The organism is Pseudomonas sp. CROZ-RG-20F-R04-15, assembly GCF_022662375.1.
In the GTDB taxonomy this organism is placed as follows: domain Bacteria; phylum Pseudomonadota; class Gammaproteobacteria; order Pseudomonadales; family Pseudomonadaceae; genus Aquipseudomonas.
The window spans coordinates 25,428-50,163 of record NZ_JAKNQL010000021.1 but is presented as its reverse complement, the minus strand read 5'-3'; the positions used below and the strand labels follow the sequence as shown (position 1 = coordinate 50,163).

Genomic DNA, 24,736 nt, shown 5'->3' with positions numbered 1-24,736 from the left:
CCGGGCGAGGACGCCCTGATTCTAACGGCGCATTGCGCCCTTGTCGTGCAGTGGAGAGAAGTGCTTGGACAGAGTGTTTATCGAGGGCCTGGAAGTCGACACCGTGATCGGTGCCTACGACTGGGAGCGCGGCATCCGACAGTGCCTGCGACTTGATCTGAGCTTCGCCTGGGACAATCGCCCGGCCGCTGCCGGTGACGACCTGACCCTGGCGCTCGACTATGCCAGCGTATCCACGCGAATCCAGGACTTTGCCGAGCAGGCGCAGTTTCAACTGGTCGAGACCTTTGCTGAGCGTCTGGTCGAAGTGCTGATGAGCGAATTCAACATCACTTGGGTGCGGCTGAAGCTGACCAAGCCTGGTGCGGTGCCAGCGGCCAAGGGCGGCGTGGGTGTGGAGATCGAGCGCGGATGTCGCTGACTCAGGTATACCTCGGGCTCGGTAGCAATATCGAGCGCGAAGCCCATTTGCGCGCTGGTCTCGACGCATTGGCGACGTTTCTGGTGGATATCCGCTGTTCGGCGGTGTTCGAGAGCCAGCCAGTGGGCATAAAGAGCGGGCCGTTTTTCAATTTCGTGGTGTCGGCGTATACCGACCTGCCATTGATGGAACTGGATCGACGCTTGAAATTCATCGAGGCTGATAACGGTCGTTACGCACCGGATCGCAAGGGCTTGCCGCTGGATATCGACGTGCTGTTGTACGGCGATCTGGTGGGCAATTTTGACGGCCTGGTGTTGCCGCGCGCCGAGATTCTTAAAAATGCTTTTGTGCTGTGGCCGCTGTCGCTGATTGCGCCGGATCGCGTGCATCCGGGGGTGGGCAAAAGCTTTGCGACGTTGTGGGCTGAAGCGCAGATTGACCAGGTGCTGGCGCCAGTCGGGTTTGAGTGGCGCGGGCAGCAGCTCACGCCGTCGGATTTGTGTTGAATTGATTGACGCCTTCGCGAGCAGGCTCGCTCCCACAGGGGAGTGCATTCCAAAATGTGGGAGCGAGCCTGCTCCGGGCGGCGATCAGACTAAGCTTTTCAGGCTGACGCCGCCTCTTTGTAGGCTTTCAACGCCTTGAGCCGTTCACGCTTTAGCGCTTCGCCAAGCTCAGGCCCTTTGAATCCCTTCTCCAGCAACGGCTGCACCGCAACTTCCCGCGCAACCCTGGCGGCGCCTCGCAAGTAATCCGCCTGTGGATAATTTCTCTGCTCCAGCCCTTTGCGGCCCCTGGCATCCATCTCGCACGCGACAATAAATTCTTCGAAGCGCTGCGGTCGGCGATACACGTCAAAACTCTGCAGCAGCTCCAGCAATGTCGAAGCTTTCAGCTCCAGCGCCCTGTGTCCATGGGTGTGGTACTTGCCAACCAGCAGCGCCAACTCCTGGCAGTCCTTCGGCGCCTTGAAGCGTTCATTGACCGCTTTGATCAGCTTCAGCCCGGTGTGCTCGTGGGCGATATGCCGTGGCCATTCCTCTTCCGGTGTCAGGCCTTTGCCGAGGTCATGCAGCAGACAAGCCCAGCGCACGGTCAGCGGTTGTTTGTGCAGCGCTGACTGCTCCAGCACGCTGAGTGTGTGCAGGCCGGTATCGATTTCCGGGTGATGCGCTTCCGGTTGCGGCACACCAAAAAGCGCATCGACTTCCGGCATCAGTACTTTTAGCGCACCGCAGTCGCGCAGCACCTGAATGAATACCTCTGGCTGATCTTCCATCAGCGCGCGGGAGATTTCTTTCCAGCTGCGTTCGGCGGTCAGCGCTTCCAGTTCACCGGACTCGCTGAGCTGACGCATCAGTTCCAGGGTTTCGGGCGCGACCGTGAAACCGAGCCCGGCATAACGCGCGGCGAAGCGGGCAACACGCAGAACACGGAGAGGATCTTCGGCGAACGCCGGAGAAACGTGGCGCAGGATTCGATCTTCAAGATCGCGCTGGCCATGGTATGGATCAGTCAGATTTTGTTGATCGTCTTCGGCCATGGCATTGATGGTCAGGTCGCGGCGAATCAGGTCCTCTTCAAGCGTTACCTCGGGGCTGGCGTGAAAAGTGAAACCGCCATAACCGCGTCCGCTTTTGCGTTCGGTGCGGGCGAGGGCATATTCCTCGCCGCTTTTCGGATGAAGAAATACCGGGAAGTCCGCGCCGACCGGGCGATAGCCCTGGGCGAGCATTTCTTCCGTGGTAGCGCCGACCACCACCCAATCGATGTCAGTAACCGGTTTGCCCAGCAAGCGATCACGTACGGCACCGCCAACCTTGAAAATCTGCATAAAAAACCTCCGTTAGCCCGACAGGATAACTCTTGCGTCGGACTTTCGGAGGCCGGAACCGTTTCAAAGATGAATGACGGCGAGGTCGAGCCGGCCGTAATCCCCTTCGCTGTGTTCACTGCGTGGCGGAACGTGATGGGTTTTCATGATCTGGTCGCCTTGCAGGGTTTCCAGGTGGATATCGAAGCCCCACAAGCGATGCAAATGTTTAAGCACCTCGTCAGTGGAATCGCCCAGGGGTTTGCGATCATGTTGCTGGTGACGCAAGGTCAGCGAGCGATCGCCGCGCCGATCGATGCTGTAGATCTGTACGTTCGGTTCGCGGTTACCGAGGTTGTACTGCGCGGCCAGAGTTTCGCGGATGATCCGGTAACCGGGTTCATCGTGGATGGCCGGCACCAGCAAGTCGTCCTTCTGATCGTCATCCATAATGCTGAACAGCTTCAGATCACGGATGACCTTGGGTGACAGGTACTGCAGGATGAAGCTCTCATCCTTGAAGCTGCTCATGGCGAACTTGATGGTCGACAGCCAGTCGGTTCCGGCGATTTCCGGGAACCAGTGACGATCCTCCTCGGTAGGTTCTTCGCACATGCGCCGAATGTCACGGTACATGGCGAAGCCCAGTGCATAAGGGTTGATCCCGTTGTAATAGGGGCTGTCGAAACCCGGCTGGAACACCACGCTAGTGTGCGAAGTGAGAAATTCCATCATGAAACCGTCGGTGACCAAGCCTTCGTCGTACAGGTCGTTCATCAGCGTGTAGTGCCAGAACGTTGCCCAGCCTTCGTTCATGACCTGGGTCTGGCGTTGCGGATAAAAATACTGGGCGATCTTGCGCACGATACGCACGATCTCGCGTTGCCACGGCTCCAGCAACGGCGCGTGTTTCTCGATGAAGTACAGGATGTTTTCCTGCGGCTCGGCGGGGAAGCGTGCGTTGTCCCTGTCGCTGTACTTGTCCGCACCTTTGGGGATGGTGCGCCACAGATCATTGATCTGTTTTTGCATGTGCTCTTCGCGATCTTTCTGCCGCCGGCGTTCTTCTTCGGCGGAAATCGGATAAGGACGTTTGTAGCGATCGACGCCGTAGTTCATCAGGGCATGGCAGGAGTCGAGCAAGTCTTCCACCGCATCGATGCCGTGGCGTTCTTCGCACTGCATGATGTACTGCTTGGCGAACACCAGATAATCGATGATTGAGCTGGCATCGGTCCAGGTACGAAACAGGTAATTGCCCTTGAAGAAGCTGTTGTGGCCGTAGCACGCGTGCGCCACCACCAGCGCCTGCATGCAGATGGTGTTCTCTTCCATCAGGTAAGCAATGCACGGATCGGAGTTGATCACAATTTCGTAGGCCAGGCCCATCTGCCCACGACTGTAGGATTTCTCGGTGCTGAGGAAGTGTTTGCCGTAAGACCAGTGGTGATAACCCAGTGGCATGCCCACCGAGGCGTACGCATCCATCATTTGCTCGGCGGTGATCACTTCGATCTGGTTGGGATAGGTATCCAGGGCATAGCGGGCCGCGATCCGGGCGATTTCGCGGTCGTAGGTCTGGATCAGCTCGAACGTCCATTCGGAGCCGGTGGAAATGGGTTGGCGCTTCTGCTCTTTGGCGGTCATGTCACTAACCTGCGCTGGAAGAGTTCACGGAAGACCGGATAGATATCCCCGGCCGAGACCAGTTGCTGCTGGGCAAAAGTGTCAGAGAAGGCTTCGGCGATGCGTTCGTACTCGTACCACAAGGCCTGATGTTCGCGCGGGGTGATCTCCACGTAAGTGTAGTACTGCACAAACGGCATGATCTGGTTGATCAGGATGTCGCGGCAGATCGGCGAGTCGTCGTTCCAGTTGTCGCCGTCGGAAGCCTGCGCCGCGTAGATGTTCCACTCGTTGCTCGGGTAACGCTCGGCCATGATCTCCTGCATCAGTTTCAGGGCGCTGGAAACGATGGTGCCGCCGGTTTCCCGTGAATAGAAAAACTCTTCTTCGTCGACTTCCCGGGCACTGGTGTGGTGGCGGATGAACACCACGTCGATCTTGTCGTAGTTCCGTTTCAGGAACAGGTACAAGAGGATGAAAAAGCGTTTGGCGATGTCCTTGGTCGCCTGGGTCATGGAGCCGGAGACGTCCATCAAGCAGAACATCACCGCTTTTGAACTGGGGTTGGGCTGCTTGATCAGCAGGTTGTACTTCAAGTCGAATGTATCGAGGAACGGCACGCGATGAATGCGCGCGCTAAGTTTTTCGATTTCGGCCTCGAGATCCTGAATATCGCCGAAGTTGTCCGGCTCTTCGCGCCTCAGTCGCTCAAGCTCTTCTTTGGCTTCACGCAGTTTCGCGCGACTGCTGCCAGACAGCGCGATGCGCCGTGCGTGGGCCGAGCGCAGGGTGCGGATGATGTTGATCCGTGACGGGTTGCCCTCGTTGCTGATCCCGGCGCGTACGGTTTTGAAGGTGTCGGTGCCGCTCAGGTTGCGTTTGACCAGGTTCGGCAGTTCGAGATCTTCGAACATGAATTCGAGGAACTCTTCCTGAGTGATCTGGAAGACGAATTCGTCCATGCCCTCGCCGGAGTTTCCGGCTTTGCCCGGACCGCGTCCGCCGCCACCTCCAGGTGGCCGTGCGATATGTTCGCCAGCGGTAAATTCCTTGTTGCCAGGATGAACCACGGTCTGCTTGCCGCCGCGGCCGTGGTGAAGCACCGGTTCGTCGATGTCGCGACCGGGAATGCTGATCTGTTCGCCGTGTTCCATATCGGTAATGGAACGGCGGCTGACCGCCTCTTCGACGGCCTTTTTGATGTGGTCACGGTAACGCCGCAGGAAACGCTGGCGGTTCACCGTGCTCTTGTTCTTGCCATTCAGACGTCGGTCGATCACATAACTCATACGTGGCCCTCCGGGCAGCTTCAAGTTGTGAGCTGCGAGCTGCAAGAAGAAGCGGTTGCCCATGGGTCAGGGTTCATCTGCTTTTTTCTTGCAGCCCGTAGCTTGAAGCTTGTAGCTGTTTTACTGCGATTTCCGGACCCGTAGGTACCATTCGGACAGCAGACGTACCTGTTTGTCGGTGTAGCCGCGTTCGACCATTCGAGTGACGAAGTCGTTGTGCTTTTGCTGATCCTCCTTGCTGGCCTTGGCGTTGAAGCTGATGACTGGCAGCAGATCTTCGGTGTTGGAGAACATTTTCTTCTCGATGACCACCCGCAGTTTTTCGTAGCTGAGCCAGGTCGGGTTCTTGCCGTTGTTGTTGGCGCGGGCGCGCAATACGAAGTTAACGATCTCGTTGCGGAAATCCTTCGGATTGCTGATACCGGCCGGTTTCTCGATTTTCTCCAGTTCTTCGTTCAGCGCGACGCGGTTGAGAATCTCGCCGGTTTCCGGATCGCGGTACTCCTGATCCTGAATCCAGAAATCCGCGTACAGCACGTAGCGGTCGAAGATGTTCTGGCCGTACTCGCTGTAAGACTCGAGGTAAGCGGTCTGGATCTCCTTGCCGATGAATTCGATATAACGCGGTGCCAGGTACTCTTTCAGGTAGCGCAGGTAGCGCTCGCGGGTTTCGGCCTGGAATTGTTCCTGTTCGATCTGCTGTTCGAGCACATAGAGCAGGTGTACCGGGTTGGCGGCGATTTCGTGCGGATCGAAGTTGAAGACCTTGGACAGGATCTTGAACGCGAAGCGGGTCGACAGACCGTTCATGCCCTCGTCGACGCCTGCCGAGTCGCGATATTCCTGAATCGACTTGGCTTTCGGATCGGTGTCCTTGAGGTTTTCGCCGTCGTAGACGCGCATCTTCGAATAGATGTTGGAATTTTCCGGCTCCTTGAGGCGCGACAGCACGGTGAACTGCGCGAGCATCTTCAGGGTGTCAGGCGCGCAATGCGCTTTGGCCAGAGAACTGTTGAACAGCAACTTGTCGTAGATCTTCACTTCGTCGCTGACGCGCAGGCAGTACGGCACTTTGACGATGTAGATCCGGTCGATGAACGCTTCGTTGTTCTTGTTGTTGCGGAAGGTGTGCCATTCCGATTCGTTGGAGTGGGCGAGCAGGATCCCGGTAAACGGAATCGCGCCAAGACCTTCGGTACTGTTGTAGTTGCCTTCCTGTGTGGCGGTCAGCAACGGGTGCAGCACCTTGATCGGTGCCTTGAACATTTCGACGAATTCCATCAGGCCCTGGTTGGCCCGGCACAGCGCACCGGAGTAGCTGTAGGCGTCGGCGTCGTTCTGTGGGTATTCCTCGAGTTTGCGGATGTCGACTTTACCGACCAGCGCCGAGATGTCCTGGTTGTTCTCGTCACCCGGTTCGGTCTTGGCCACGGCGATCTGATTGAGGATCGACGGGTACAGTTTGACCACGCGGAACTGGCTGATGTCGCCGCCGAATTCGGCCAGGCGTTTGGTCGCCCATGGCGACATGATGGTGTTCAGGTAGCGCCGCGGGATGCCGAAGTCTTCTTCGAGGATCGCGCCATCTTCGGTGGCGTTGAACAGACCCAGCGGCGACTCGAATACGGGCGAGCCCTTGATTGCGTAGAAGGGCACTTTCTCGATCAGCTGTTTCAGCTTCTCGGCCAGGGACGATTTACCGCCGCCGACGGGGCCGAGCAGATAAAGGATTTGCTTCTTCTCTTCCAGGCCTTGGGCGGCATGGCGGAAATACGAGACGATCTGGTCGATGCATTCTTCCATCCCGTGGAAGTCTTCAAAGGCCGGATAGCGACGGATCACCTTGTTGGAGAAGATGCGTGACAGCCTCGAGTTGGTCGAGGTGTCGAGCAGTTCCGGCTCACCGATGGCCAGCAATAGACGCTCGGCGGCGGAAACGTAGGCGCTACGGTCTTTCTTGCACAGCTCCAGGTACTCTTGCAGCGAGAGTTCTTCCTGGCGTGTGGACTCGAAGCGTTGTTGGAAGTGGCTAAAGATACTCATGACGTCACCTCGCTCGATACGTGGAGCCGACGCCGGATCACTCAGTCGATGCTGGCAAACAACCGTTTTGGCGGCTGTTTGTTTACCCCCCAGAACACTTCCGCGATCGACAATCGCGAAAGTCACTCCCGATGACCCGTGCGCCGGTGTACCGGCTCTCCCCTGTTTTGGATGGCCTGGGCTTAAGGATAGTTGGGAATTCGGGAGGTAAAGGGCAGATACGTAATTAGTTGTCTCTGACCGTTCGTCTGCCGCGCGCAGGCCCAAGGCAGCCGGGGCCTGCGCGTGACAAAAAAATTATTCGGCGGTGCCTTGCGCGGTTTCCGCAGGATAAGTCGTACGCCATAACTCAAAGCCGCCGTCCATGCTGTAGACGTCGGAGAAGCCTTGGCTGATCAGATAGGCCGCAGCACCCTGGCTGGAATTACCGTGGTAGCAGACGACCACGGTCGGTGCATCAAGGTCAGCGCCTTGAATGAAGGCGTGCAGGGAATGGTTGTCCAGATGCTTCGAGCCGCTGATATGCAGGGCGGCAAAAGTCGCAGGATCACGGACGTCGACGACAACGGCACCTTGCTCACGCAGGGCCTGGGCCTGTTCCGGGGGGATTCGTTTGAATTCGCTCATGGCGGGTTCCTGTTGCTCGGCTGAAAGCGCAGTCTAACGCGGTGCGCTGACTGGCGAAGTTTCGGGGATAAGTGGTGCGACGGTCGGGGCAAGGCCGCCATGCTCATCGCATTTGCACGACAGGCGTTCGCCGCTGTCGACGTTCATCAGGGTCAGGCTGCCGCCCCAGACACAACCGGTGTCCAGCGCCGAGATGCCCGGTTCATGGATATTGCCTTCGAGTGCCGCCCAATGGCCGAAGATGATGCGCAGGCCTTTGGTCTTGCGATCCTTATGCTGGAACCACGGTTTGTAACCCGGTGGCGCGGTGTCGAGGCCTTCCTTGCTCTTGAGGTCGAGCTTGCCTTCGGCGGTGCAGAAGCGCATACGGGTGAAATAATTGGTGATGACGCGCAGACGGGCCACGCCCTTGAGGTCGTTGTCCCATTTCGCCGGCTCGTTACCGTACATGCCGTCGAGGTAGGCCGGAAAAAGGTTGTCGTCACGCAGGGCGGTTTCGACTTCGTCAGCGCATTTCAAGGCGCGACGCAGTGACCATTGCGGGGGAATGCCGGCGTGGACCATGGCGACGTCACGTTGTTCGTCGTAGTGCATGAGCTTTTGCTGGCGCACCCATTCAAGCAATTCGGCGCAATCCGGTGCTTCGAGAATCTCGCGCAGCGTGTCGGACTTCTTCAAACGCTCGATATTTTTAGCCGCAGCCAGCAGGTGCAGGTCGTGGTTGCCGAGCACGCAGACCAGCGATTCACGCATGCTATAGAGAAAACGCAGGGTTTCCAGCGATTGCGGGCCCCGGTTGACCAGATCACCGACCAGCCATAGCCGGTCGAGTTTCGGATCGAACGCGACTTGTTTGAGCAGGCATTTGAGCGGCTCGAGGCAGCCTTGCAGGTCGCCGACGGCATACGTCGCCATCAGTGCAAGGCTCCGGGCACCGCCAGACGGAAAGGTTTGATGATCGCATCGAAATGTTTGCCGTCGTCGGCGACCATTTCATAAGTGCCCTGCATGGTGCCGACCTTGGTGGTCATCACTGTGCCGCTGCTGTAGGTGTGGCTTTCGCCGGCCTCGATCAATGGTTGTTTGCCGACCACGCCAGCGCCGCGCACCTCCTCTACATGGCCATCACCGTCGGTGATCACCCAGTGCCGCGAAAGTAGCTTGGCCGGGATGGCGCCGTTGTTCTGCACAGTGATGGTGTAGGCGAAGGCGAAGCGGTCGTGCTCGGGTTGCGATTGGTCTGCCAGATAGCGGGTAACGACGCTGACATCGACCTGGTAACGGGAATCGGACATGCAAGGGGCCTTAAACGAAGCGGAACGCGGGGCGTAGCTGATGGGGAATCAGTCTAGGCAAGTATCGGGCAGTAAACCAGAGTGGCGTCCTGCCCGATAGCGTTCATCGCTTGTCAGTCGGCGGCGGGGGAGGCCGGGACCTGAATGGCGAGCTGGTCGGCCAAGCGTACGAACGCGGCCAGATCCAGTTGCTCCGGACGCAGGCTGCCATCGACGCCGGCGGCTTCGATCTCGGCATTGCTGAGCAATTGCTTGAGAGTGTTGCGCAGGGTCTTGCGGCGTTGGTTGAAGGCTTCGCGGACGACGCGCTCGAGCAACTTGTGATCCTTGGCCGGGTGCGGCAGCACGGCGTGCGGTACCAGGCGAACGATGGCCGAGTCGACTTTCGGCGGCGGATTGAACGCGCCCGGGCCGACGTTGAACAGATGTTCCACGCGGCAGTGGTACTGAACCATGATCGACAGGCGACCCCAGTCACCGCCGCCAGGGCCTGCAGCCAGACGCTCGACTACTTCTTTCTGCAGCATGAAGTGCATGTCGCGAATGATGCCGGCGTTGTTCAGCAGGTGAAAAATCAGCGGTGTCGAGATGTTGTACGGCAGGTTGCCGACCACACGCAGGCTGTTCGGTGCGGCGTTGAGCGTGTTGAAGTCGAACTTCAGTGCATCGCCCTGATGCAGGTTGAAGTTGTTCTTGCCGGCAAACTGCTGGTTGAGGATCGGGATCAGATCCTTGTCCAGTTCCACCACATCGAGTTGCGCGCCGGAGTTGAGCAGGCCGGCGGTCAATGCGCCCTGGCCCGGGCCGATTTCCAGCAGGCGGTCTTCAGACTTGGCGCTGATGGAGCGCAGGATGCGGTCGATGACGCCGGCATCGTGCAGGAAGTTCTGGCCAAAGCGTTTGCGCGCCTTGTGTTGGTATTGCTCGGTCATAAACGGGTCTCGGCCATCTGGTAGGCGGTTTCCAGGGCGACTTGCAGGCTGCCGGTATCGATCTTGCCGCTGCCGGCCAGATCCAGAGCTGTGCCATGGTCAACCGACGTGCGGATGATCGGCAAGCCCAGGGTCACGTTGACGGCAGCGCCGAAGCCTTTGTACTTGAGCACAGGCAAACCCTGGTCGTGGTACATCGCCAGCACTGCGTCGCAGTGCTCCAGATATTTGGGGGTAAACAGAGTGTCGGCAGGCAGCGGGCCACGAAGGTCCATGCCCTCGCCGCGCAGGCGCTCTAATGTCGGTTCAATGATGTCGATTTCTTCATGGCCCAGATGGCCGCCTTCACCGGCATGCGGATTGAGTCCGCAGACCAGGATGCGTGGCTGGGCGATGCCGAATTTGTTTTGCAGGTCGCTGTGCAGAATCCGCGTCACTCGCTCCAGCCGCTCCGGTGTGATTGCGTCGGCAATCTCGCGAAGGGGCAGGTGAGTGGTGACCAGCGCCACGCGCAAACCACGAGTGGCGAGCATCATCACCACTTGGGCGGTGTGAGTCAGATCGGCAAGGAATTCGGTGTGTCCGGAGAACGCGATGCCCGACTCGTTGATCACGCCTTTGTGAACGGGCGCGGTGATCATCCCGGCAAAATCGCCGTTGAGGCAGCCGTTGCCGGCGCGGGTCAGGGTTTCGAGGACGAAAGCGGCATTAGCCTTGTCCAGTTGCCCGGTAACTACGGGGGCGCTCAGTGGCGTATCCCAGACATACAGGCTGTTTGCGGGCGCCGGGGCGTCCGGCCAGTGATCGGGCGCAACATCCAGCAGATTGACGACCAGCCCCAGCTGCGCGGCCCGCTCAAGGAGCAGGTCGCGGCTGGTGATGGCAATCAGAGGATGTGGCTGGGCTTGCGAGGCGAGCAGCAGGCACAGGTCGGGACCGATGCCGGCTGGCTCGCCGGGTGTCAGCGCGAAACGCTTGGGTTTCACTGCGCTGCCTGGTCTGCACCAGGGAGTTTGATCTCTACGTACGCTTCGTCACGAATCTGACGCAGCCAGGTTTGCAGCTCTTCATCGTATTTGCGGTTACGCAGTACGGTCATGGCTTGCTGCTCGCGGGCCTGTTCGGTGCTGTCGGTGGCGCGACGGCCAAGGACTTCGAGAACGTGCCAGCCGTATTGGGTCTGGAATGGCTTGGACAGCTGACCTTGTGGGGTCTTGGCCATCACTTCGCGGAATTCCGGCACCAGTGCGTTCGGGTCGATCCAGTTCAGGTCGCCGCCGTTAAGGGCTGAACCCGGGTCTTCGGAGTAGTTCTTCGCCAGTTCGGCGAAATCTTCACCGGCCAGGATGCGGTCATACAACGATTGCACCAAGGCTTTGGTTTTGGCTTCGTCGCGGATCGGACTTGGCTTGACCAGAATGTGGCGGACATGCACTTCGTCGCGCATCTGCGCTTCGCCACCACGCTTGGCCAGCAGCTTGAGGATGATGAAGCCACCCGGAGTGCGTGCAGGCTGAGTGATGTCGCCAACGGCCATGCTGCTCAGCTCGCGGTCGAACGGCGGTGGCAATTGGGCGGCTTTACGCCAGCCCATGTCGCCGCCTTCCAGGGCGTTGTCGCTGCCGGACTTGGCCACGGCCATCTGACCGAAGTCGGCGCCTTGCTTGAGCTGCTGGTAAACCTCCATGGCCTGACGGGCAGCGCTCTGAATCGCTTCAGAGTTGGCGCTTTCCGGCGTCGGGATCAGGATGTTGGCCAGGTGCAGCTCTTCGGACAGTTGCATCTTGCCCAGGTCGGAAGCGAGGAAGTTCTTCACTTCCTGCTCGGAGACCTGAATGCGTTCTGCAACACGACGCTGACGTACACGGCTGATGATCATCTCGCGCTTGATCTGGTCACGGGCGTCGTCATAGTTCAGACCGTCGTGAGCCAGGGCTGCACGGAATTGGTCAACCGTCATGTTGTTACGCTGAGCAATGGTGCCGACGGCCTGGTTCAGTTCTTCATCGGTGATACGGATGCCGGAACGTTCGCCAATCTGCAGTTGCAGGTTTTCGACGATCAGACGCTCCAGCACTTGTTGATCCAGTACGCCAGGAGGTGGCAGGCCACCGCCACGCTTGGCGATGGTCTGCTGCACTTCATGGACGCGCTGGTCCAGTTGGCTCTGCATGACCACGTCGTTGTCGACGATCGCTACCACTTTGTCGATGGACTGAACTGCGGCGTTAGCCGCAGTACCCAGGAACAGCGCGCCCAGCATCAGCGGGCGCAGACAATCAGAAAGCTTGGTCTTCACGTTCACGATAACCTTGAATGCCTTTGTCGAGGAAGCTCTCTACCTTGGCGCCGGTGAGGCCGCCGAGTCCCTTCAGAACAATTTGGAGGAAGACGCCATGGTCGCCTTTTTCGTTTTGCGGAGCTTCCTGGCTGAACTCGTCATAGGAAACCCAGTAACGGTTGATCAGGCGCAGTTTCCAGCAGCAGTTGTCGTACTCGAAACCACCGAAGGCTTCCAGTGTACGGTTGCGGTTGTAGTCGTACTGCCAGCGGCTGATTGCGTTCCACTGCGGAACGATCGGCCAGATGACCGAGAAGTCATGCTGCTGGATCTTGTAGTAGTCCTTCACGTAGCCAGGTTGGCCAGGAGTGCCGTAGTCACCACCACCGACCGACCATTTACCGGTGTTCTGGTCGTAACGAACCTGGTCGTTGCGATAGCGATAGCCGGCGTTGATAACCTTGTTCGGGTTGTCTTCTGGCTGGTAGTGGAACATCGCACTGCCGGAACGCGGGCTGCGGCTGTCCGGATCCCAGTTGTAGTCGGCTGTGGTGCGCCAATCGCGGTTCCAGCGATATTCGTATTCCAGTGCATATGGCGAAACGTTTGATTTCGCGTCGTCACGGGTTTTTGCATCGATACCTGGCAACTGGACTTCACGATCCTTGAAGTACAGGGCTTGGCCGACGCTGATGCGTTGACGTTCGAAACCGTCGTCTTCGATCCAGCGGCTGGTCACGCCCAGCGACAGTTTGTTCTCGTCGCCGACACGGTCGGAGCCGGAGAAACGGTTGTCGCGGAACAGTGAGGCATAGTTGAAGGTGTATTCACTGGTGTCGAATACTGGAATATCTTCCTGATTCTCCTCGGGTACATAGAGGTAGAACAGTCGCGGTTCCAGTGTCTGACGGTAGTTTTTGCCGAAGAAAGATGTATTGCGGTCGAAGTACAGGCCGCTGTCGATACTGGCGATTGGTACGCCACGGTTCTGGTTGCTGCCGAACTCGCCGTTGAGTTTCTTCTGCTCAGCAGTCATCGCATCGATCTGCGATTTGCCAGTATTGTCCAGATCCAGCTGATATTGAGTGTACTGATACTTCAGCGATGGCTTCAGGAAGCCATAAGTCCAGTTCATTGGCAGGCTGACACCCGGCTTGAGATTCAAGCGGTCGCCATTGGCGCGTGCCAGACCCGTAATGTTGTTGTCCAGGCGCGGTTCGGTTGTGACGCCGTCTTCCTGTACAAAAGTGCCACTTCTCAGATCACGGTCGAAACGAACCAGCTCCGTCTCGTAATCGAAGTTCAAACCTTCCGGATGATACGGCAGCTGACCATTGAAGGTGATCTGCGGCAGACGACCATACGGCGTGATGTTCGAAACAGTAGCCAATTGGTACTGCTGAGCATTCAAGCGAGCGGTATAGCTGTCGCCACGATAAGTAACCGCGCCCTGCTGGTTCACGAAGTCGCTGCTTTTCACACCAATCTGATCGGTCTGCAGATCCTGGAAGTAATACGGATCGCTGATCTTGGTGTAGTCGACTTCAGTGAGCACACGAGAGTCGAGACCACCCTTGTGCTGCCAGTTATACATGTAGCGGGTTTTTTCGTAGTCGGTCTGCTTGCTGCGCTCGGTATCGTCATCGTTCAGATACGCAGCACCAAACTGACCTTCACTCGACTTGGTCAGGTAACGGAATTCGCCTTCCACCAACATGCCGCGCTTGCTCATGTAACGCGGATACAACGTGGCGTCATAGTTCGGCGCCAGGTTGAAGTAGTAAGGCGTGACCAGCATGAAGCCGGTATCGCTGCCGCTGCCAATGGTCGGCGGCAGGAAGCCCGACTGGCGACGGTCGTCGATCGGGAAGTAGATGTACGGCGTGTACAGAATCGGAATGTCTTTTACGCGCAGCGTCACGTTGGTCGCGGTACCGAAGCCGGTGGCCGGGTTCAAGGTGATGTTGTTGCCCTTGAGCTGCCAGGCATTGCTGTTCGGTTCGCACGTGGTGTACGTGCCGTCCTTCAAGCGGATGATCGCGTTTTCGGCACGCTTGGCGTACAGCGCGTTACCGCGGATGCGCGATTTGTGCATCACGTATTCGGCGTTATCGACCTTGGCTTCACCGGTGTCGAGCTGGACGTCGGCGTGATCGCCAACGATCAGCGCGCCGTTGTCGCGGATACGTACGTCGCCATTGAGTTCGGCGCGGCTCTCGGCCTGATACAGGCTGGCCTCGTCGGATTCGACCTGCATGCTGCCCTGACGCAGGACAACATCACCGGCCAGCGTACCGACTTGATCATCGGTGTTATAGCGCGAGGCTTTTGCGCCGATAAAGGTCGGAGCATCGCTTTTGTTCGTCTTGTCATTCATGCCAGGACGAATCGGCTCGATGTAGGCACCAGAGCAGTAAGGCCCGGTCTCGGCCAATTGAGCGGCGGTGAGCTTCTCGCGCGGAACCCAGTCGAGGTGACTGAAGTCTTCGCTACGGGATTTCAAGCCGCGGCCCTTGGCTTCGGTGACCAGCGCCGTTTTAGGGGCTGTGTCGGCAGTTGAACCGTTCTCGCTCGCCGCTTCGCCGGTGGCACTGACGGCACTGCCGTCATGCACTGGGCGCGGCGGCAACGCAGCAGCGGTTGATTTGGGCGCACAGGCCCAACCACCCGAAGCCGAGACGGAGCAGTCATACTGCTCGGCGGCAACAACGAATTGACTGGCCAGAGGTTGCATAGCCAGCAGACTGCCGGTTACCAACAACGGAAATTTTTTACGAAACGCGGGGGATTTCAATGCCATCTTATTAGTCCGGGCTTCCTGCGTGCCATCTGCCCGCGGTGTGGGCCGCACGCCTCTCGATGGTCTGAAAAAGATGCTGGATAATAAAGCATGACCCGCTTGACGGCTAGCGCCGTCGGAGACCCTTGCAATGCCTGATCAAGATGTACGCTTGCAACACCTGAAAGTTTGGCTCGATGAGCAGTTGGCAATCCTGTTTGCAGATCAGGGCTGGGGCACCGTGCCCCCGGCCACGTTGACCGCGGCCAGCAGCGACGCGAGTTTCCGCCGTTACTTCCGCTGGGAGGGCGAGGGTCGCAGCTTCGTTGTGATGGACGCGCCGCCACCCCAGGAAAACTGCAAACCGTTCGTGGATATCGCCTTTTTGCTGGCGAAATCCGGAATAAATGTGCCGAAAATTTATGCTGAGGACCTCGATCGCGGATTTCTTTTGCTCAATGACCTGGGTAACAAGACCTATCTCGACGTGATTGATGGCGAAAATGCCGACGCATTATTCAGTGATGCCCTGCAAGCGCTGCTGGCTTTTCAGCAATTGCCGATGGTTGCGCCGCTGCCGAGTTATGACGTCGCACTGCTTCGTCGTGAGCTGGAATTGTTCCCTGAGTGGTACGTCAAGCGTGAACTCGGCGTCGAATTCGATTCGGCTCAGCAGCAACAGTGGCAGCAGATCAGCGATCTGCTGATCGACAGTGCGCTGGCCCAACCCAAAGTGCTGGTGCACCGCGACTACATGCCGCGCAACCTGATGCTCAGCGAACCGAACCCCGGCGTGCTGGATTTCCAGGATGCGGTCTACGGCCCGGTGACCTACGACGTGACGTGCCTGTTCAAGGACGCCTTCCTCAGTTGGCCTGAAGAGCGCGTACGTGGTTGGCTGGAAAGTTATTGGCAGCAAGCCTCGGCACTGAACATCCCGGTGCAGCCGGACTTCGAAGACTTCCTGCGTGCCAGCGACCTGATGGGCGTGCAGCGTCACCTGAAAGTGATCGGCATCTTTGCGCGCATTTGTCATCGTGATGGCAAACCGCGCTATCTGGCCGACGTACCGCGTTTCTTCTCTTATATAGAGGCGGTGATTGCGCGTCGTCCGGAACTGGCGGAGCTGCAAGCGCTGTTCAGCAGCCTGCGGGGTGGAGCAACAGCATGAAGGCAATGATTCTGGCAGCAGGCAAAGGCGAGCGCATGCGCCCACTGACCCTGACCACGCCGAAACCCCTGGTGCGTGCCGGCGGTGTGCCATTGATCGAGTACCACCTGCGTGCCCTCGCGGCAGCGGGATTCAACGAGATCGTGATCAATCACGCCTGGCTCGGTCAACAGATCGAGGATTATCTGGGCGACGGTGCGCAGTTTGGCGTGAGCATTCAGTACTCCCCGGAAGGTGAGCCACTGGAAACCGGCGGCGGGATTTTCCGTGCACTGCCGTTGCTCGGCGATGACGCCTTCCTGGTGGTGAACGGTGATATCTGGACCGATTACGACTTCAGCGTACTGCATCAGCCGATCAACGGGCTCGCGCATCTGGTACTGGCCGACAATCCGGCGCATCACCCGACTGGCGACTTTTCCCTGGTCGATGGTCGGGTAATCGATGGCCAAGCCGACGCTGCGACCCTGACTTACAGCGGCATCGCCGTACTCCATCCGCAGCTGTTCGACGGCTGTGCGGACGGCGCTTTCAAGCTCGCACCGCTGCTGCGTAAAGCCATGGCAGAAGGCGAAGTCACTGGCGAACGGCTGAAAGGTCACTGGGTCGATGTCGGCACACACGAGCGTCTGGCAGAAGCCGAAACCCTGATAGAAGCGAGTCGCTGACATGTTGTGGCCAGGGACTCTGATTGGAGCCGGAGCGGGTTTTGCGATCGCCAGCATTCCGGGGGCCATGCTTGGGGCGTTGTTGGGGCAGGCGCTGGATCGGCGCCTGCAATTGCAGAGCTGGGGGCATTTGCGGGAAAAACTCGGCGGTCGGTCGATGCTGCGCAACGATGAGTTGCTGTTTGTGCTGCTCGGGCGTCTGGCCAAGAGCGACGGTCGGGTCACCGACGGACACATCCAGCAGGCGCGTAACGAGATGCGTGCGCTGGAAATGGGTGAGCCGGCAACTCGTCGGGCGATTGCCGCGTTCAACCGCGGCAAGTCCGGCAGTGACAGTCTGCGGGGTTATCTGAAGCGTCTGAGTGCGCAACCGCATGCTGCCGAAGGCGTATTGCGCGCCTGCTGGCGGATGGTCTGGGCCGATGGTCGCGCGGGCGTCAGCGAGCGTGAATTGTTGGCGCAGTGGGGCAAGTGGCTGGGCTGGACGACGCATCAGGTGCAGGCATTGGCCAGCGATTACGAACCGGGCAAGCGGCCGATCGTCAGCGCAGCGGTGAGTTATCAGGAGGCGATGCGTTTATTGGGTGTGTCGGCGTCCAGCGAACCGGCGCAGATCAAACGCGCTTATCGGCGCCTGCTCAGTCGTCATCACCCGGACAAGATTGCCGGTACGGGGGCGACGCCATTGCAGGTGCGTGAAGCGACCGAGCGCACGCGCGAACTGCACAATGCCTACACATTGATTCGTGAGCGGCGGGATTTTCGCTAACCGTTAGAGCTGTGTTGCCTTTGATGGCCCCTTCGCGAGCAAGCTCGCTCCCACAATGGATTGTGTACGCAGATCCAATGTGGGAGCGAGCCTGCTCGCGAAGGGGGCGACGCGGTTTACCGGTCAGTCCGGGTTCTGTGGATTCAGCCAGCCCCGCACCCGGCGGAACAACTGTTCCTGTTCAGCCTTGTTATCTGGCAAAGCCTTGAGCGCGACCTGGCTGAACGCCGAAGTCTTCAAACGTTTGCTCGCCTGCATACGCTCCAGCGCGGCATTGCGGTCCAGCGGCTTGTCCATGTAGAAAATATCCGCCGTCGGCAGCTTCAGCGTTGGCGTCAGTTCGGCCAGGGGCGGCTTGGCCTTGGCCGGCATCTGCGCATCGACCATGACGAATTTCTCCACCTGTGCCGTTTGTTTTTCGCTCAGATAGCGCGCGGCCCAATAGGCGCCGGTGCCGTGTCCGAGTACGACAATGCTGCGCGCGCTCTGCTGTTCGGCGTAGGCAATCGCCGCGTCGATGCGGGCGAAGATGCGTTCGGCGTCAGCCTTGGATTGTTCTTCAGTGGTTTCGGCGACCACTTGATCCGCCACTTCGGCTTCACCGCCGGCGGCTTGCTCGATCGGCTGCGCGGTGGTGGAGTCCTTGCTGCCGGACTCGGGGGCTTTCGGCACGGCCGGCGCTTCAACCACGCGAGGTGCAATGGCATCGCTTTGCAGGTCGGGCAGGGTGATGCTCAGACTGCTCCACTTTGCATCCGGCAATTTGCGCCGCAACGGGCCGATGGCTTGCGGCCAGTCAGCGGTTTCGCCAGCGCCGGGGATAATAATCACCGCACCTTTGGGTTCGGCGGTGTTGGCCGGTTTCCACAGCGCGAGGTAGGTATCGCCGCCAGCCTGCAGCTGTTGCTGTTCTTGCGCCGGGACCTTACGTTGCAGTGCGGCCGCCTCTTCCTGACTACGCTCAAGCAGTGGCTGGCGTTCGGCGGGTTTTTCTTCGACAGGTTTTTCCGCAGCGGCGGCAGGTGCCGGGTCGGCGGCTTCGACGGAAAACGCACAAGGCAGGATCAGCGACAGGCACAATGCTGGCATTGCCAGGCGGTAGACAGAGGGCATCGGTTATTCCAGGCCAGAAAGTATCCCGGCAGCCTAATGGGTTGGTCAGAATTTGTCAGTGTATGAGACTTCAATGAAGCGATTTTGCTGCCTGTGGGTTATCGGCTGTTTGTGGTTTCCCTTGATGGGCTGGGCGGCGCCTGCGCCGCCGTCTCATCTCGCGCAGTTGTCGCCGAGCCAGCAGCAATGGCTGGCGCAGCACAATGAATTGCGCGTCGGTCTGGTGTTGCAAGCGCCCTATGCACAATACGACCGGCGCTTGCAGCGGCTGTCCGGGGCCAATGTCGAACTGATGAAGTTGTTGGCCAAGGCGCTCAGTGTTGAACTGAGCTGGCGCAATTTTCAGGATCTCGCACAACTGGAAACCGCGGTGCGCGAGGGCGAGATCGATATCGCTCCGGGCCTCAGTCAAACGCCGAGTGCGCTGCGCCTGTGGCAGTTTTCCGATCCGTACATGCGCGTGCCGCAACTGGTGGTCAGCGATCAGAAGGCCAGTGGCGTGGTCGATCTGGAGAAACTCGACAGCCAGGTCCGTGTTGCTGTGCGCATGCCCAGTACCACCGCCGACTATCTGCGTGGCAACTATCCGCATCTGAACCTGCAAGGCGTGCCGCTCGAGCGTCAGGCCTTGCAGTTGCTGTTGAGTCAACAGGCCGCCTACGCCGTGGTCGATGAAGCGCAACTCGGACGCTTGTCGGTAGAGCCGGAGTTCTCGGACCTGGTGGTGGTTGGCGATATTGGCCTGCCACAACTCCTGCGAGTCGGCTCACGCCGCGATTGGCCCGAGTTGGCCGGCATTGTGCAAAGTGCGCTGCGCGCGATCCCGGCCAAAGATCTCGAGCAATTGCACAATCAATGGCTGCAACCGAAATATCCACGCCTGTCGGAGTCACCGGGTTTTTGGCAGAACCTCAGTCTGTTGTTCGCGGTGATGCTGCTCAGTTGTGTTGCGATCGTGTTCTGGCAACGCCGCCAACAGCACAGCCTCGAACAGCGACTACTGGCGGCCCGGGAAGACATCGCCTTGCGCGCGGCCAGTGAAGAAGCGCTGCGGTTGACCCAGTTCTCCATCGATCAAAGCACCGTCGGTATCCTCTGGGTCAACTGGGACAGCCATGTGCGCTACGCCAATCGCGCGGCGGAAATCATGCTCGGGTATCCCTCCGGCGGACTGATCGAACGGCCATTGATCGACTTCGAGCCGGGTCTGCACATGGATCGCTGGCTCAATCTGTGGAAGCGCGCGCGGGCCAGTGAAGAAGGGCCGCTGAGTTTCGAAACCAGTTGTGTGCGCGCCGATGGCAGTGTTCTTCCAGCGGACGTGTCGCTGAGTTTTCTGCGTTTTCGCGACAGCGAATACCTGGTGGTTTATCTCACGGATGTCACCGAGCGTCGCCGGGCGCTGGCGGCGTTGCAGGAAAGCGAGGCGCGCCTGCAAGGCATCGCGGCGAATGTGCCGGGGCTGGTGTTCCGTCTCGAGCGCGCGCCGGTGACCGGACAGATCGACTTTGCCTACATCAGTGAGGGCAGCGAAAGCCTGGTCGGCTACGCGCCGGCCGTTATTGCGCATCGCGACATGGGCTTGCGCAGTCTGGTGCATCCGGATGACAAGGCCAGTTACCACCGCACTCAGGACCAGGCGCTGGACACCGATAGCGACTGGTCATGGCAGGGCCGAATCCTCACGCGTCAGGGCGAGCAACGCTGGGCCGAAATCAAGGCGATTACCCGACAACTGGAGGATGGCGCCTACGTTTGGGATGGCATCGTCTGGGACATCACCGAGAGTAAACGTATCGAGCTTGAGCTGGCGGCATCCCGTGAGCAACTGCGCGAACTGTCAGCGCACCTTGAGAGCGTGCGTGAGGAAGAGAAGGCGCGAATTGCCCGCGAGGTTCACGATGAGTTAGGGCAGATGCTTACGGTGCTGAAACTGGAGACATCGATGTGCGAATTGGCCTACGCGCAACTCGACCCCGGTCTGAACGAACGGTTGAACAGCATGAAGCGTCTGATCGCCCAGTTGTTTCAGCTGGTGCGTGATGTGGCGACGGCGCTGCGACCACCGATTCTCGATGCCGGGATTGCCTCGGCGATCGAGTGGCAGGCGCGCCGATTTGAGGCGCGTACGCAGATTCCGTGTCTGGTGCAGGTGCCGGACAATCTGCCGGTGCTCAGTGATGCCAAGGCGATTGGTCTGTTCCGGATTTTGCAGGAAGCGCTGACCAATGTGATGCGTCATGCCCAGGCGCATACTGTGGAGCTGACACTGGCGCTGGAGGGCGACGAATTGTGTCTGACGGTCAGTGATGATGGCGTAGGATTTGCCCCCGCTACGGGTCGGCCGACTTCGTTTGGCTTGGTCGGCATGCGTGAGCGGGTGCTGATCATGGGCGGGCGGTTGGTGCTGGAGAGTGAGCCGGGGGAGGGCACCAGTCTGATGGTGCGGGTGCCGGTGAGTGAGGTTTGAAGGTTTGTGGTGTTTGGGCTGACGCTATCGCGAGCAGGCTCGCTCCCACAGGGATTTGTGTGTACCTGAAATCTGGAGAAAAGATTTGATCCGTGTACTGGTAGCCGAAGACCACACCATTGTCCGCGAAGGCATCAAGCAATTGATTGGCCTGGCCAAGGATCTGCAAGTAGTGGGCGAGGCGAGCAATGGCGAGCAGTTACTCGAGATTCTGCGCAGCCTGCCGTGCGAAGTGGTACTGCTGGACATTTCCATGCCCGGGGTCAATGGCCTCGAAGCGATCCCGCGCATCCGTGCATTGAACAATCCACCGGCGATTCTGGTGTTGTCGATGCACGACGAGGCGCAGATGGCTGCGCGAGCATTAAAAGTCGGCGCCGCCGGGTATGCGACCAAGGACAGCGATCCGGCGCTGTTGCTCACGGCGATTCGCAAAGTCGCGGCCGGTGGGCGCTATATCGATCCGGATCTGGCCGATCGCATGGTCTTCGAAGTCGGCCTGACCGATGCGCGGCCGCTGCACTCGCTGCTGTCCGAGCGCGAGTTCTCGGTGTTCGAGCGTCTGGCCCAAGGCGCCAATGTCAATGACATCGCCCAGCAACTGGCCCTCAGTAGCAAGACCATCAGCACCCATAAGGCGCGGCTGATGCAAAAGCTCAACATCACCTCGCTGGCCGAACTGGTCAAATACGCGATGGAACACAAGCTCCTCTGATCAGCACTGTTCCCCTGTGGGAGCGAGCCTGCTCGCGAAAGCGGTGCAACAGTCACCGAATAAGCTGGATGGCCCACCGCATTCGCGAGCAGGCTCGCTCCCACAAGGGATCTGCTTTGGATCCGGAATGTGGCATATCCGTTAGCGACACGCGCTTTTGCTTGTTCTTGCAGCTTGCAGCTCAACCCTCGCCACTGCTTTATCCATTAGCGCCATCCTTGTAGGGCAATCCCTACCCCCAACCTTCCATCCGGCTGAGGCGATTCTCTCCTGCGCCCCGATTTGCGCGCCTGTCAGCAGCCACTAGGCTTAACCCACAAGCAGTCATCAACAACAAAGGTGTGGGTATGAGCCAGGTCGATACAAACGCAGGGACCAGTGATGTGCTGGTCAGCTTTCGTGGAGTGCAGAAGAGCTACGACGGCGAGAACCTGATCGTCAAAGACCTCAACCTCGACATCCGCAAAGGCGAATTCCTCACCCTGCTCGGGCCGTCCGGTTCCGGCAAGACCACCAGTCTGATGATGCTCGCCGGGTTTGAAACACCGACCGCTGGCGAAATCCTGCTGGCCGGGCGCTCGATCAATAACGTGCCGCCGCACAAGCGCGACATCGGCATGGTGTTTCAGAACTACGCGCTGTTCCCGCACATGACCGTCGCTGAAAACCTCGCGTTCCCGCTGACCGTCCGTGGCCTGAACAAAAGCGACGTCAGTGACCGCGTGAAGAAAGTTCTCAGCATGGTTCAGCTCGACGCGTTCGCCTCGCGCTATCCGGCGCAGTTATCTGGTGGTCAGCAGCAACGTGTAGCACTGGCCCGTGCGCTGGTGTTCGAACCGCAACTGGTGCTGATGGATGAACCGCTCGGCGCCCTCGACAAACAACTGCGTGAACACATGCAGATGGAAATCAAACACCTGCACCAGCGCCTCGGTGTGACCGTGGTCTACGTGACCCACGATCAGGGTGAAGCGCTGACCATGTCCGACCGCGTCGCAGTGTTCCATCAAGGCGAAATCCAGCAGATCGCCCCACCACGCACCCTTTACGAAGAACCAAAAAACACCTTCGTCGCCAATTTCATCGGCGAAAACAACCGCCTCAACGGCCGTCTGCTCAGTCAGAGCGGCGAGCGTTGCGTGGTCGAGTTGGGCCGAGGCGAAAAGGTCGAGGCGCTGGCGGTCAACGTCGGTCAGACCGGCGAACCGGTGACCCTGTCGATCCGTCCGGAGCGCGTCAGCCTCAACGGTTCGAGCGATCAATGCGTCAACCGCTTCTCAGGGAGGGTGGCGGAATTCATCTATCTGGGCGACCACGTCCGGGTGCGCCTGGAAGTCTGCGGCAAGACCGACTTCTTCGTGAAACAGCCGATTGCCGAGCTCGATCCCGCGCTCGCCGTCGGTGACGTGGTTCCGCTTGGCTGGCAGGTCGAGCACGTTCGCGCGCTTGATCCGCTTTTAGAGGCGAACTGATCGCCCCGGCAATACCAACACCAACCCTGCACGTGGAGAGAACAATAAATGTTGAGATCCCTGAAGTTCACCGCCCTGACCCTGGGCCTGATGGGTGCGGCAAGCGCAATGGCCGCTGGCCCGGATCTGACCGTGGTGTCGTTTGGTGGGGCGAACAAGGCGGCGCAAGTCAAAGCCTTCTACGCACCGTGGGAAGCGGCGGGCAACGGCAAGATCGTCGCTGGCGAGTACAACGGCGAAATGGCCAAGGTCAAAGCCATGGTCGACACCAAGAGCGTGTCGTGGGATCTGGTCGAAGTTGAATCGCCAGAGCTGTCCCGTGGTTGCGACGAAGACATGTTCGAACAACTCGACCCGGCACTGTTCGGCAAGACTGAAGACTACGTCAAAGGCGCGATTCAGCCATGCGGCGTGGGTTTCTTCGTTTGGTCGACCGTACTCGCTTACAACGCCGACAAGCTGAAAACCGCGCCAACCAGTTGGGCAGATTTCTGGGACACCAAGAAATTCCCAGGCAAGCGTGGCCTGCGCAAAGGCGCCAAGTACACCCTCGAATTCGCTCTGATGGCCGATGGCGTGGCGCCGAAAGACGTCTACAAAGAGCTGGCGAGCAAGGGTGGTCAGGATCGTGCGTTCAAGAAACTCGACGAGCTGAAACCGAACATCCAATGGTGGGAAGCCGGCGCACAACCGCCGCAATACCTCGCTTCTGGCGATGTGGTGATGAGCTCGGCCTACAACGGTCGCATCGCTGCCGTGCAGAAAGAATCCAACCTGAAAGTGGTGTGGAACGGCGGCATCTACGACTTCGACGCCTGGGCCATCCCTAAAGGTCTGGACGCCAAGCGCGCCGAAGCGGCGAAGAAATTCATCGCCTACTCGGTACAGCCGCAGCAGCAGAAAACCTACTCGGAAAACATCGCTTACGGTCCGGCCAACACTCAAGCCGTACCGCTGCTGGCCAAGGATGTGCTGAAAGACATGCCGACCACCCCGGAAAACATCGCCAACCAGGTGCAGATCGACGTCAGCTTCTGGGCTGACAACGGCGAGCAACTGGAGCAGCGCTTCAATTCCTGGGCTGCGAAGTAACCCGAGCCTGGTGAGGGTGGGCTTGCCCACCCCTGTGGGAGCGAGCCTGCTCGCGAAAGCGGTAGATCAGCCAGCATAGATGTTGTATGTGCTGGCCTCTTCGCGAGCAGGCTCGCTCCCACAGGTAGCTGTGTTTCAACACAACAGCGGTGGTTCG

General features: G+C 59.1%; 21 protein-coding genes. 9 read left to right on the top strand and 12 right to left on the bottom strand.

Annotation, left to right across the window (positions count from 1 at the left end; genetic code table 11):
* Window positions 1–64: 64 nt before the first annotated feature.
* Both folB and folK read left to right on the top strand, forming a co-directional pair.
* Window positions 65–421 carry a dihydroneopterin aldolase gene (folB, locus tag L8H52_RS23635; RefSeq protein ID WP_242208954.1) on the top strand — a complete coding sequence of 119 codons (357 nt, stop codon included), beginning with the start codon at window positions 65–67 and terminating at the stop codon, window positions 419–421.
* On the top strand, window positions 412–930 hold the full coding sequence (folK, locus tag L8H52_RS23630; protein ID WP_242208953.1) for a 2-amino-4-hydroxy-6-hydroxymethyldihydropteridine diphosphokinase: 519 nt from the start codon (window positions 412–414) through the stop codon (window positions 928–930). The genes folB and folK overlap by 10 nt, the downstream gene beginning before the upstream one ends.
* 98 nt (window positions 931–1,028) lie before the next feature.
* On the opposite strand, the gene L8H52_RS23625 is transcribed toward folK, so the two are convergent.
* The 11 genes from L8H52_RS23625 to L8H52_RS23575 form a co-directional block, all read right to left on the bottom strand.
* Window positions 1,029–2,258: a multifunctional CCA addition/repair protein gene (locus L8H52_RS23625; RefSeq protein ID WP_242208952.1), complete on the bottom strand. Its 1,230-nt coding sequence runs from the start codon at window positions 2,256–2,258 to the stop codon at window positions 1,029–1,031.
* Window positions 2,259–2,321: 63 nt separating this feature from the next.
* Window positions 2,322–3,884, bottom strand: a complete 1,563-nt coding sequence (locus tag L8H52_RS23620) for a SpoVR family protein (RefSeq protein WP_242208951.1) — start codon at window positions 3,882–3,884, stop codon at window positions 2,322–2,324.
* A complete protein-coding gene (locus L8H52_RS23615) occupies window positions 3,881–5,152 on the bottom strand; it encodes a YeaH/YhbH family protein (protein ID WP_242208950.1) in 1,272 nt (423 codons plus the stop codon). The genes L8H52_RS23620 and L8H52_RS23615 overlap by 4 nt, the downstream gene beginning before the upstream one ends.
* 120 nt (window positions 5,153–5,272) lie before the next feature.
* On the bottom strand, window positions 5,273–7,195 hold the full coding sequence (locus L8H52_RS23610; RefSeq protein WP_007910115.1) for a PrkA family serine protein kinase: 1,923 nt from the start codon (window positions 7,193–7,195) through the stop codon (window positions 5,273–5,275).
* 297 nt (window positions 7,196–7,492) lie between these two features.
* The gene (glpE, locus tag L8H52_RS23605; protein ID WP_016983139.1) at window positions 7,493–7,822 is read right to left on the bottom strand and encodes a thiosulfate sulfurtransferase GlpE; all 330 of its coding nucleotides are present in this window, start codon (window positions 7,820–7,822) and stop codon (window positions 7,493–7,495) included.
* Window positions 7,823–7,855: 33 nt separating this feature from the next.
* Entirely contained in the window at window positions 7,856–8,737 is an 882-nt protein-coding gene (locus L8H52_RS23600) for a symmetrical bis(5'-nucleosyl)-tetraphosphatase (protein WP_242208949.1), read from the bottom strand.
* Entirely contained in the window at window positions 8,737–9,117 is a 381-nt protein-coding gene (gene apaG, locus L8H52_RS23595; protein ID WP_242208948.1) for a Co2+/Mg2+ efflux protein ApaG, read from the bottom strand. The genes L8H52_RS23600 and apaG overlap by 1 nt, the downstream gene beginning before the upstream one ends.
* 113 nt (window positions 9,118–9,230) lie before the next feature.
* Complete coding sequence (gene rsmA / locus L8H52_RS23590; protein ID WP_016983135.1) at window positions 9,231–10,049, bottom strand: 16S rRNA (adenine(1518)-N(6)/adenine(1519)-N(6))-dimethyltransferase RsmA; 819 nt, start codon at window positions 10,047–10,049, stop codon at window positions 9,231–9,233.
* Window positions 10,046–11,035: a 4-hydroxythreonine-4-phosphate dehydrogenase PdxA gene (gene pdxA, locus L8H52_RS23585; RefSeq protein ID WP_242208947.1), complete on the bottom strand. Its 990-nt coding sequence runs from the start codon at window positions 11,033–11,035 to the stop codon at window positions 10,046–10,048. Before pdxA ends, rsmA begins: the two co-directional genes overlap by 4 nt.
* Window positions 11,032–12,354, bottom strand: coding sequence for a peptidylprolyl isomerase SurA (gene surA / locus L8H52_RS23580; protein ID WP_242208946.1), 1,323 nt, complete (start codon window positions 12,352–12,354; stop codon window positions 11,032–11,034). Before surA ends, pdxA begins: the two co-directional genes overlap by 4 nt.
* Entirely contained in the window at window positions 12,329–15,130 is a 2,802-nt protein-coding gene (locus L8H52_RS23575) for an LPS-assembly protein LptD (RefSeq protein WP_242208945.1), read from the bottom strand. The genes surA and L8H52_RS23575 overlap by 26 nt, the downstream gene beginning before the upstream one ends.
* Before the next feature lie 130 nt (window positions 15,131–15,260).
* On the opposite strand from L8H52_RS23575, the gene L8H52_RS23570 reads away from it, so the two are divergent.
* Genes L8H52_RS23570 through L8H52_RS23560 form a run of 3 tightly spaced genes read left to right on the top strand, consistent with a single transcriptional unit; the run spans window position 15,261 to window position 17,717 of the window.
* A complete protein-coding gene (locus tag L8H52_RS23570) occupies window positions 15,261–16,280 on the top strand; it encodes a phosphotransferase (RefSeq protein ID WP_242208944.1) in 1,020 nt (339 codons plus the stop codon).
* The gene (murU, locus tag L8H52_RS23565) at window positions 16,277–16,948 is read left to right on the top strand and encodes an N-acetylmuramate alpha-1-phosphate uridylyltransferase MurU (protein ID WP_242208943.1); all 672 of its coding nucleotides are present in this window, start codon (window positions 16,277–16,279) and stop codon (window positions 16,946–16,948) included. Before L8H52_RS23570 ends, murU begins: the two co-directional genes overlap by 4 nt.
* 1 nt (window position 16,949) lies before the next feature.
* Window positions 16,950–17,717 carry a TerB family tellurite resistance protein gene (locus L8H52_RS23560; protein WP_242208942.1) on the top strand — a complete coding sequence of 256 codons (768 nt, stop codon included), beginning with the start codon at window positions 16,950–16,952 and terminating at the stop codon, window positions 17,715–17,717.
* Between the two features lie 123 nt (window positions 17,718–17,840).
* Here the strand turns inward: L8H52_RS23560 and L8H52_RS23555 are convergent, their stop codons facing one another.
* Window positions 17,841–18,830, bottom strand: coding sequence for an alpha/beta hydrolase family protein (locus L8H52_RS23555; RefSeq protein ID WP_242208941.1), 990 nt, complete (start codon window positions 18,828–18,830; stop codon window positions 17,841–17,843).
* A 73-nt stretch (window positions 18,831–18,903) separates the two neighbouring features.
* Between L8H52_RS23555 and L8H52_RS23550 the strand changes: the two genes are divergently transcribed.
* The 4 genes from L8H52_RS23550 (at window position 18,904) to L8H52_RS23535 (ending at window position 24,579) form a co-directional block, all read left to right on the top strand.
* On the top strand, window positions 18,904–21,300 hold the full coding sequence (locus L8H52_RS23550) for a sensor histidine kinase (RefSeq protein ID WP_242208940.1): 2,397 nt from the start codon (window positions 18,904–18,906) through the stop codon (window positions 21,298–21,300).
* 85 nt (window positions 21,301–21,385) lie between these two features.
* Window positions 21,386–22,015 (top strand): response regulator transcription factor, encoded by a 630-nt coding sequence (locus L8H52_RS23545; protein ID WP_064119301.1) that lies wholly within the window; start codon window positions 21,386–21,388, stop codon window positions 22,013–22,015.
* 347 nt (window positions 22,016–22,362) lie between these two features.
* Window positions 22,363–23,487: an ABC transporter ATP-binding protein gene (locus L8H52_RS23540; protein WP_242208939.1), complete on the top strand. Its 1,125-nt coding sequence runs from the start codon at window positions 22,363–22,365 to the stop codon at window positions 23,485–23,487.
* Between the two features lie 48 nt (window positions 23,488–23,535).
* A complete protein-coding gene (locus L8H52_RS23535) occupies window positions 23,536–24,579 on the top strand; it encodes an ABC transporter substrate-binding protein (protein WP_016983607.1) in 1,044 nt (347 codons plus the stop codon).
* Window positions 24,580–24,736 lie beyond the last annotated feature (157 nt).